Raw genomic sequence first — 255 nt, forward strand, 5'->3', positions numbered from 1 at the left:
TCATCATCGCGAGCGTCTGCAGCAGAATCGACACACCGATCGCGGTGATCAGCGGCGCGAGACGCGGTGCGCGGCGCAACGGCCGGTAGGCCACGCGCTCGATCGTGTAGCCGACCACCGCGCAGACCGCCGCCGCGATGAGCAACGCGATGACCAGCGTCAGCACGTTGCCGAGGCCGGGAAAGTGGTTCTGCAGCACACCTATGGCGGAGAGCGCAACCATCGCGCCCACCATCAACACGTCGCCGTGAGCGA

At 67.1% G+C, this 255-nt stretch carries 1 pseudogene; it reads right to left on the reverse strand.

The annotated features are described in order from the left end of the window. Positions 1-255, reverse strand: a pseudogene (locus tag ACLFKU_RS44765) (branched-chain amino acid ABC transporter permease); the annotation flags it as partial.

The organism is Paraburkholderia sp. EG304 (assembly GCF_046543485.1).
GTDB classification, from domain to species: domain Bacteria; phylum Pseudomonadota; class Gammaproteobacteria; order Burkholderiales; family Burkholderiaceae; genus Paraburkholderia; species Paraburkholderia youngii.